Annotated in this window: 6 protein-coding genes; 2 read left to right on the top strand and 4 right to left on the bottom strand. The window is 66.2% G+C overall.

Annotated features, from left to right (window positions below; all coding sequences use genetic code 11):
* On the top strand, positions 1–823 hold an 823-nt coding region (locus tag E1263_RS40855), incomplete at its 5' end, for a TAXI family TRAP transporter solute-binding subunit (RefSeq protein WP_132177596.1).
* A 210-nt stretch (positions 824–1,033) separates the two neighbouring features.
* Positions 1,034–2,446, top strand: a complete 1,413-nt coding sequence (proS, locus tag E1263_RS40850) for a proline--tRNA ligase (protein WP_132177594.1) — start codon at positions 1,034–1,036, stop codon at positions 2,444–2,446.
* A 1-nt stretch (position 2,447) separates the two neighbouring features.
* Here the strand turns inward: proS and E1263_RS40845 are convergent, their stop codons facing one another.
* The 4 genes from E1263_RS40845 to E1263_RS40830 form a co-directional block, all read right to left on the bottom strand.
* Positions 2,448–5,972, bottom strand: a complete 3,525-nt coding sequence (locus tag E1263_RS40845; protein ID WP_202869298.1) for a discoidin domain-containing protein — start codon at positions 5,970–5,972, stop codon at positions 2,448–2,450.
* Between the two features lie 75 nt (positions 5,973–6,047).
* Complete coding sequence (locus tag E1263_RS40840) at positions 6,048–7,031, bottom strand: LuxR C-terminal-related transcriptional regulator (RefSeq protein ID WP_132177590.1); 984 nt, start codon at positions 7,029–7,031, stop codon at positions 6,048–6,050.
* 32 nt (positions 7,032–7,063) lie between these two features.
* Entirely contained in the window at positions 7,064–7,819 is a 756-nt protein-coding gene (locus E1263_RS40835) for an NAD-dependent protein deacetylase of SIR2 family (protein WP_132177588.1), read from the bottom strand.
* Positions 7,820–8,269: 450 nt separating this feature from the next.
* On the bottom strand, positions 8,270–9,328 hold a 1,059-nt coding region (locus E1263_RS40830; protein WP_132177586.1), incomplete at its 5' end, for a GuaB1 family IMP dehydrogenase-related protein.

Raw genomic sequence — 9,328 nt, 5'->3', positions numbered from 1 at the left:
GCTGACGATTGCTGCGGGCGAGGTGGGTGGGTTCTATCTGGAGTTCGCACAACTGCTGGCTATTCAGTTGCGGGTCGCGGGGGTTGCTCGGGAGGTCGTGGTTCGGGAGACGGGCGGGAGCACGGACAACCTGCGATTGTTGGCGGCGCGGGAAACCGATCTGGCTCTCAGCCTCGCGGACGCGATCACCTCGGGGCCCTCGCTCAATGCTTTGGGCCGGGTCTACGAGAACTACCTGCAGTGCGTGGTCCGCGCAGACAGTCCGTACAAATCCCTCACCGACCTAGCCGGTACGACGGTCTCCGCCGGCGCGGCTGGTTCCGGGGCCGCCGTGACCACGGCTCGGTTGCTCGCGGCGGCGCGAGTCGACTGCACGCAGGACCACCTCCCGCTGGAGAAGGCGGCGACTGCGCTCGCCGATGGCAAGATCGCCGGGATGTTCTGGTCCGGCGGTGTCCCGACCACCACGCTCGACAAGCTAAGCCGCCGGACGCCCATCCGCTTGCTCCCACTCGGCGGTTGGCTCGCGCCACTTCGCCGTACCTATGGCTCTGTCTACCAGGACGTCCTCGTCCCGGCCGGCGTCTACAGCGCGCCGAAAGCGGTCGCGGTCCTCGGCATCCCCAACCTGCTGCTCTGCCGACCAGACCTTCCGACGGCGGTTGCTCGCGAGGTCACCAACACACTCGTCCGCCAAGCGAGGCTCCTGGTGCCGCCTTCCGCGGTGGGCGCGCAGTACCTGAATCTGCAGTCGCTCGTCGTCACCAGCCCAATCCCCTTGCATTCCGGAGCTGTCACCCAATACCAGCGCCTGTACGGCTGAGAACCGGACCGCCCCCACTCATCAAGTGCCGGCGATAGGAGTTTCCGCCCCTTGCCTGAGCGTGCGGGACCGAGCGCGGGGCAGTTTAGTGAGTGGCCACGGTCCGCCCCAGCGTGGGCGGGCCCAACCCGGCTGGACTGGGTTCGCGCGTCTGTCGGCGGGCGACAAATGCGTGGCCGTGATCGGGGAAGCGTTCCTACACTGGCAGGCATGACAGCAACCCGATCCGTGCTTGCGGCGCAGGCGACGGACTTTCCCCGGTGGTATCAGGATGTGATTGCCAAAGCCGAGCTCGCCGACAACGGGCCGGTGCGGGGGACGATGGTCATTCGACCGTATGCCTACGGGATCTGGGAACTGTTGCAGGCGGCAATGGATCGGCGCATCAAGGCGGCCGGTGCCTCGAACGCCTATTTCCCCTTGCTGATCCCCGAGAGCTACCTCCAGCGGGAGGCCGAACACGTCGAGGGCTTCAGCCCCGAGCTCGCGATTGTCACGCACGCGGGTGGCAAGCAACTCGAGGAGCCCGCCGTGATCCGGCCGACGTCGGAGACGATCATCGGCGAATCGATGGCGAAATGGATCCAGAGCTACCGCGATCTGCCCGTCCTGCTGAACCAGTGGGGCAACGCCGTTCGCTGGGAGCTGCGGCCCCGATTGTTTTTGAGGACCAGCGAATTCCTTTGGCAGGAAGGGCATACGGCGCACGCCTCGGCTGACGAAGCTCGGGCGTATGCGACCCGGATCGCGGTTGAGGTCTATCGCGAGGTCATGGAGAATGTGCTCGGGATTCCGGTCGTGATCGGCCGGAAGACGCGGCGGGAGCGGTTCGCAGGTGCGGTCAACACGATTGCGCTTGAGGCGATGATGGGTGACGGCAAGGCACTCCAGATGGGTACGTCACATGAGCTCGGGCAGAACTTCGCTCGCGCTTTCGACATCGGCTATCTATCGGCTGAGGGCCGCCGCGAGCTCGCGTGGACAACCTCCTGGGGCAGCACGACCCGGATGCTCGGTGGGCTCATCATGGTGCACGGTGACGACGCCGGGCTCCGGATTCCGCCGATGGTCGCTCCCACGCAGGTCGTCGTACTGGCGGTGAAGGAGGAGACTCTCACCGCGGCTGGTCAGATCGCTGACGAGCTGCGGGCGGCTGGTGTGCGCGTTCACCTCGACAACCGCACCGACCAGCCCTTCGGCCGTCGCGCAGTCAACTGGGAGCTCAAGGGCGTGCCGGTGCGGGTCGAGATCGGCCCGCGCGACCTCACGGCCGGCGTAGCAACCGTCGTACGGCGCCTGCGTGCCTCCGCCAAGTCGGCCGTGCAGTTGTCCGACGTGGTGACGGATGTCGTGGCGGCCCTGGCAGCCGACCAGACCCACCTCCACGACGAAGCGCAAGCCCGCCACACCGCCCGCACGACAGAAGTCAGCTCTGTCTCCGAAGCCATGGAGGTAGCAACAACCGGCTGGGCCAGCCTCCCGTACGACGCCATCGGCGAATCAGGCGAGGACCAGCTAGCCACCGCCGCCCTCACCGTCCGCTGCCTGCAACGTCCGGATGGAACGCTCCCGACCGAAGACGACGAACGCGGCCTGACCGCGTTCGTCGCCCGCTCCTACTAAGTCAGTTGTTGTAGGGCTCGGCTTCCAGCTTCAGGCCGGAAGCCGAGCTCGGGGTGGTGACCGTGACTGTGCGGGTCTCCCCCGGCAGCAGCCAGAAGTAGTTGTCGGTGTAGGTGGCGGGGAGGACCCGGTTGCCGACGCGGTCGCGGAGAGACAAGCGGATCAGAGCGGCTACCGTCTTGCCGGTGTTGCGGATGGTGGCGGTGAGTTTGCCGCGCCCGGCAGTTGCCCGTACGTCGAGTTTCGCGGTCGGCAGTGAGTTCAGCCGCTGGACGTCGGTCGGCTTGCGGTAGCGCCAGTAGGTGTTCTCGGACAGAACCTTGCCCGCGGCATCGGTGAGCTTCAACCGCAGCAGGTGGAGGGCTGGGAGGTCGGCGCCGAAGGCAACCTTGAAGCCTTCCGACTTGTTGCTGGCAGCAACCGTGATCGCCTGGGTCTGAGTGCCGAGGCGGGCACCGTTCAGGTCATAGAGGTCGGCGGTGACCTGCGCTGCCAACGGCTTCACCGTGTGGTTGAGCACGACCGTTGTCCAGTCGGTCGGGTTCGCCTGCACGTGGATCGCTTCGCAACCCTTGCGTGCGCCGTAGTAGCTGCCGTTCACGTCGAGGTCGTAGTCGTAGGTCTGCCACACAGTCGAATGCCACGCCGGGTGCGACATCCAGAGGAGCAGCGCCGATGCATCAGTCCACAGATTTGCGTTCCAGGCCTCGAACATCGCCCGCATGTTCTCGTAGTTCACGAACTGAGCCTTGCGGGTGAACTCCTCCAGCCCACTGGACGATCCGAGCCGCTCGTCGATAGCGCCGAGATAGGTCTCCGGCCGCTGGTTGCCGTGCGTCGACCAGTCGTGGTGGTACCAGGGCGTATCGATCGGCCAGCCCGGATCGTCCGGACCCACCAGGTTCCGCATGCTCTCCACGACCGGGATCGTCGGCATCCCGATCTCGGTATGGAAGCCGAAGTTGAAGGTGTCGTAGGTGTTCGCGTCGAAGTACTTGACCGGGTCGACCCAGTAGTACGGCCCGTGCCCGGACACGAAACCGGCCGCCGAGTCCGGCAGGTACAGGATCTCGTCGTCCTCTTCCCGGATCGCCGCCTGGATGCCCTCGTGAATCGCCGCCGGCGGGTGCTGCTCGTTCGCCGCGCACCAGACCACGATGCACGGATGCGTCCGGTACCGGACGATCGTGTCGCGCGCGATGTCGACGTACCCAGGTAGGTTGTCGGTGAACGGACCGGCCTCCCAGAAGTCGTTCCAGACCAGGATGCCGTTCTCGTCGCACGCCTGGTAGAACTCCTCGCGCGTGCTCGAACCGATCCAGTTCCGGATCATCGTGAAGTTCATGTCGCGGTGCATGCCGATCGCCGCGCGCATCTTCTCCTCGGGCATTCGGCGCAGCAGTTCGTCCCAGCCCCAGTTGCCACCGCGGCAGAAGATCCGCACGCCGTTGACGCTGATCTTCAACGGCACCGGGGCGTTGTTGACCTCCTGCACCTTGCGCCACTCATTGCCGTCATCCGACACCAGGATGTCGAAGAGCGACGCGTACGCCGTCTCCCACAGCAGCTCGATCCGGTCGAAACTCTTCGCGGCCCCCAGGTCCACCTGGATCCACTGATCATCGCTGTACGCCGACGACCAGCGACTGCGGTCATTCCCGTCAATCGCGTTCCCAGGAACGCTGCCGTCATCGGACGAGGCGGTCGCCGTACCGGATCGGGCGAGGTCGACCGACGCGTCTGCACTGTCCTTGATCGCCAGTGTCCACAGCGAATAGCCCCAGCCGGTCGCCCGTCGGCGACCCTGGATCTTCAGGTAACGCGCGGTCTGCTTGGCGATGACGACTGTCTGCGGTGCACTGTTCGTTGCCGGGTCGACCTTGATCGGAATCTCATAGTCATAAGCGAATTCGCGAATCCCGAAGGTCGTCTTCCGGCTGTCGCTGACCGCGCTCCCCACCGTCGCCGTGACGGTGAGCGCATGCAGCGCCGGATCGCCGTACCCGTTGGGCCACCAGAGCTTCGGGTTGTGAATGGCAACGGTGTCGAAGGCAACTTTCGTGCTCGCGCCAGCGGCAAGGGTGACCGTCTTGCTCGCGGCCCAACCATCGAAAGCGGCCTGCACCGTGACGGTCTTCGCAGCGCTCGCCACATTCCGCACCGGCACGCTGATCGCGACGGTGGCGTGATCAGCGCGAGGCACCTTCGTCACCACCCGCGCATCACCCAGTACGGCGTCGCCGGTGAACCGCAGCCGGACATGGTTCCAGATTCCAGCGGCCCGGTCGCGGACAGCGGGCATCCAGTCCCAACCCGATGCCGCAAGCAACGTCGGCGAGTCGAGGTACAGCGTCGCGGCCTGGACGAACGCCTGCCCCGCATCGCCTTTATCACCAGCCGATCCAGGGTGCGGCATCGGCGTGATCTTCACGGCCAGCCCGTTCTTGGCCTTCAGTGCAGCCGTCACATCCAGCGCCACCCGCGCGAACGGATGCTTCACCGTGCCGACCGAAACGCCGTTCAGCCAGACATCCGCCTGGTGGTTGATCCCGTCGAACTCGAGCCACGCCCGCGTCCCCGACGCCGTCGGCCGATCGAACTTCCGGTGGTACCACCACACGTGCCGGCTCAGTGCCTCCGGGATCTCGAGGTTGTTCATCCCCTCGACAGGGTCGGGGAAATGCCCTTCCTCCACTAGAGATCCGAGCACGGTCCCCGGCACGAGAGCGGGGAGCCAGGTCGATGTGTCCTGGCCCGACTGCGCCAGTACGGCGCCATCCGCCGTACCGGCACCGTTCGTACCGACGAAGGCGTCCATCGTCAGCGTCCAGCCGGACTCGATCGGGAAGGTCCCGTCGGCCGCTTTGGTCAATGCCGGTGGGCGATCGGAGTGCGTGCCCCAGTCGGTCCACCCGGTCACGGCCGGGCGCGCGGAGGTCGCCGTACCGTAGACCTGGAAGCCGTTGAGACCAAGGGCGTTCGTGTTCGCCTGGCGGCTCGCGGTCAGACGCACGTACTGGGCAGTGACCGGGCTGTCGAGCATGACGTCGACAGTGCCACCAGCACTGTCGCTCGCCTGGTGCACGGTGCGCCACGAGGAGCCGTCGGTCGACGTGTCGACGCGGAAGTCCAGCGGCGAACTCGACAGCAACTCTTGACCGGTCGTGTTCCCGTAGGGATTGCCTCCGGAGAAGTCGAACGCCGGGTCGGATGCGGTCGCCTCGAAGGTCAAGCGGACGGACTCCACACGGCACTTGGCCTGCAGGTCCACGACGAGCCACTGTGGGTCGTTGCCCGCGGCCCGCCAGCCTGAACCGCGGACGCCCGGCACCGCGAGGCCGTCGACCGCGAACTCGGGCGGAGTCGCGGCGTACGCGCTCGAGGAGGCCCGGACCGGGCGGTAGCGCGCCAGGTCCGTCTTCGGTGCGGCTGGCTTGGCGGCCGAAGCCTCGGCAAGCGGCAGGGACACGCTGGCCAGCAGCCCACCACTCGCGGCCAGGAACGTACGACGGGACAACGGATCCACGGGAGCCTCCAGGGCGGACTGGATAATTCCTAATAAACGAACCACCCGGAAGTTACTTCAATGATTTAAGTATGTCTACGGGGCGAGGTACTTCCGCACGTCCTCGGCCACCTGCGCCCGGTGCGCCATCCCGTACTTGCGCAGGATCGCGCTGAGGTGAGTCTTGACGGTATTGAGGCTGATCCCGAGCTCGGCCGCGAGCTGATCGTTGTCGAGCTCGTCGGCCAGCAGAGTCGCGATCCCCTGCTGCGCCTTGGTCAGCTCGGCGAACCGCCGCTCCGGCCCCTCGTCGGTCTCCATCAGCATCTCGATCAGCTCGGACTGGATGTGCTCGGTCGTGTCGATGATCCGGACCAGATGCCCGTGCACAGTCCCGGCCATGTCGTCAGCCGTCAGCGCCTCGGTGGCGATCTCCCGGATCGATGCGATCCGATGCGTCAGGTACTCCATCACGTGATCCGACGTCAGCTGCCCCGGCCCGACATCCCCGGCCGGCAACCGCCGCAGCGCGTCCCGATCCTCGCCCTCCCGGGTCAGCACCCGCTCCACCACACCGGCCAACCACTCGAACGACCGGACGGCGTTGTCGTCGTACGCGTGCGGTTCATAGCTCTGCATCGACAACATGCCGAACAGTTGATCGGAGCCGTCTTTCACCGTGCGGAAGATCGGCACCGTAACCGCATCCTCCGACCGCCGCCCGACCGCACCGATCGGTACGCCGGCATGCAGCGCAGCCCCGTTGTCGTACGCGAACCGGTAGGTCTGCCGATGCTTCAGCAACCACGCCGCCTGGCCGTGCGGACCGAACCGGTGCGTGTCTGGGTCGACGTACCGGCCGTCGTCGTACCCGTACGGATAGCGCACCCGCGTCTGGCCGTGCAGGAGCCCGACGTAGAACGCATCCACCGTCGCGATCTTGGCGACCACGAACCGCACATAGTCGTACAGGCCGTAGTGATCGGCGCGGAACAGCGCCGCGATCTTGTGATAGGCCTCGCGCAGGATGATTGCGGTCTCGGCGTCCACCCTGAGCGGAGGTTGTCCGGCTGGCGGCACGACGCCCTCCTGCTCTATCGATCAACCACCGACTATGTCGCAGGGATCACCGAAAGCCAAGGTGCAATCCACAGCGATTGCGGATCGACGTACGGCGCGAGCGCGGCGCTGACCTCCGGGTCCTCGATCCCGCGCAGATGCTCGGACGCGATCCGGTAGGTGACGCCGGCCAGGAAGTCGGCGATCTGCACCCGGTGGTCGACGAAGGAGTCCAACTGCTCGATCGCTTCGATCGCCGGGGCTCGCTGTTTAAGGGCTGCGATGCGGGCTGGGGACAGCGTGGTTTGCCGGTCGTGCTCGATGCGGATCGGCTCGCCGTTGCCCCAGTACTCGGCGGCGCGGATGATCGCGGGCAGGAGCGGATCGAGTCTTGGCAGTACGGCGGTCTCGTGGGCGCGGAGGTAATCGTTGGCCGCATCCAGGAACTCGCCGGCCTGCTCGGTACGGCGATGAGCGTCGTACAGGAAGGTGGTTGTCTCCGGGGGCGCGCCGAGGAAGTCGACCAGGGTGGTGACCAGGAAGTAGGTCTTGTCGATCACGTACACGCTGGCATTGCCGGGCAGCGGGCCGTCGGGGCCGAGGAACCACAGGAGGGTCGCGCGGTGTTTGGAGCGCAGCAGGTGGTTCGCCTTGTACATCGTGGCGGGCGACTTGATCCGGGCGCGGAGCTCGGTCACGCAGGCCGCGGCGGTCGCCTCGTCGAGCCGGACGCTCGCGTGTGCGAAGACATCCGTGACACCGCCGACCAGCTTCTCGCCCTCATAGCCTGACTCGTCGCAGACGATCACAGGCTGACTCTCTCACGGGCAGACGGCCGTCGCGGGCGGTGCGGGGTTCCCGAGTCGCCCTCCCAAGCCTCGACAGAACCCCTGACCACCACCCGCGACCGCGTTCAGAACGCCGCTCAATCTGAGCCGCTCGATCTCAACTCCCCCAGCGAGATCGAACGCCACCTTCAGCTCGTTCGGCGTTCTCTCCCCCCTGCTGGTTACAGCCTGCCACCACCCGCTGAGCCTGCCAATCGCTCTCCGTATGAGGTTGTTGTGTACTCAACCTCACCCCGGGGATTAGGGGGTGGCTCTTGCCTCAGCGCCGTAGCGAGCATGTGCTCGGTGCGGTAGCTCGGCGTGCTGGGGTGAAGGCTTCGATGTTTTTCCATCGTGGCCTTTGCACCAGTGCGGCGAGGTGCCGTGCCGAGTGCAGCGCAGTAGGCGCTGGGGCAAGAGCCACCCCCTAAGTCACCAACTGGTGTTCATCGGCTTGCCTTCCGCGTAGCCCGCGGCGGTCTGCAGGCCGACAACTGCCTTCTCGTGGAATTCGGCGAGATTCGCAGCGCCGACGTACGTGCAGGAGCTGCGGACACCGGAGACGATCGAGTCGAGCAGATCCTCGACACTCGGGCTGTCGGGGTCGAGGTACATCCGCGCCGATGAGATCCCTTCCTCGAAGATCGCCTTCCGCGCGCGCTGGAACGGACTGTCTTCGGCCGTCCGCAACCGCACTGCGCGGGCGGACGCCATACCGAAGCTTTCTTTGTAGATCCGGCCGTCGCTGTCGCGATGCGCATCGCCCGGCGACTCGTAAGTGCCGGCGAACCACGAGCCGATCATCACGCTCGAAGCACCCGCGGCCAACGCCAGCGCAACATCGCGCGGATGCCGTACGCCGCCGTCCGCCCAGACATGTTTGCCCAGCTCACGCGCCCTGCTTGAGCACTCCAGGACAGCGCTGAACTGCGGCCGACCGACGGCCGTCTGCATCCGCGTCGTACACATCGCTCCCGGCCCCACGCCAACCTTGATGATGTCGGCCCCGGCCGCGACGAGATCGCTCACACCCTCCGCCGTCACCACGTTGCCCGCAACGATCGGCACCTCGGGATCGAGGCTCTTCACCATCTTGAGCACCTCGAGCATCCGCTCCTGATGACCATGCGCGGTATCGATCACCAGTACGTCGATTCCTGTGGCCAGCAAGGCTTTTGCGCGCTGCTCCACATCGCCGTTGATCCCGATCGCCGCTGCGACTCGCAGCTTGTTGTTCGCATCCAAGGCCGGCTCGTACAGCGTCGCCCTCAGCGCGCGCTGCCTCGTGAGAATCCCGACGATCGTCCCCGCCGCATCCACCACCGGCGCCAGCCGATGCCGCCCGTCATGCAACAGATTGAACGCCGCCTCCGGATCGATCCCCGCCGGCACCGTCAGCAACTCCCGCGACATCACCGCATCCAGCTGCGTGAACCGATCCACCCCAGCACAATCCGCCTCGGTGACAACCCCCACCGGCCGCCCCTGATC

It is taken from the genome of Kribbella antibiotica (assembly GCF_004349055.1).
GTDB lineage: Bacteria > Actinomycetota > Actinomycetes > Propionibacteriales > Kribbellaceae > Kribbella > Kribbella antibiotica.
Note: the sequence above shows the minus strand (reverse complement) of the source record. Positions and strands in the feature narration are given on the sequence as shown.